Raw genomic sequence first — 261 nt, forward strand, 5'->3', positions numbered from 1 at the left:
TTGTGGCGAAGTGGTTAACGCACCGGATTGTGGCTCCGGCATTCGTGGGTTCGATTCCCATCAGTCGCCCCATTTTTCTTAAATAAATTAATATGCGGGTGTGGCGGAATTGGCAGACGCACCAGACTTAGGATCTGGCGCCTTTGGCGTGGGGGTTCGACTCCCTTCACCCGCACTTTTAATTAAATAACTCATACATGTCTTGCGGAAGTAGTTCAGTGGTAGAATACAACCTTGCCAAGGTTGGGGTCGCGGGTTCGA

At 50.6% G+C, this 261-nt stretch carries 1 tRNA gene; it reads left to right on the forward strand.

What is annotated here, in order from left to right:
• Nucleotides 1-94 precede the first annotated feature (94 nt).
• Nucleotides 95-175, forward strand: a tRNA-Leu gene (locus tag FS742_RS27230).
• Nucleotides 176-261 lie beyond the last annotated feature (86 nt).

Origin of the sequence: Bacillus cereus, from assembly GCF_007678085.1 — a bacterium.
Lineage (GTDB): Bacteria > Bacillota > Bacilli > Bacillales > Bacillaceae_G > Bacillus_A > Bacillus_A cereus_BE.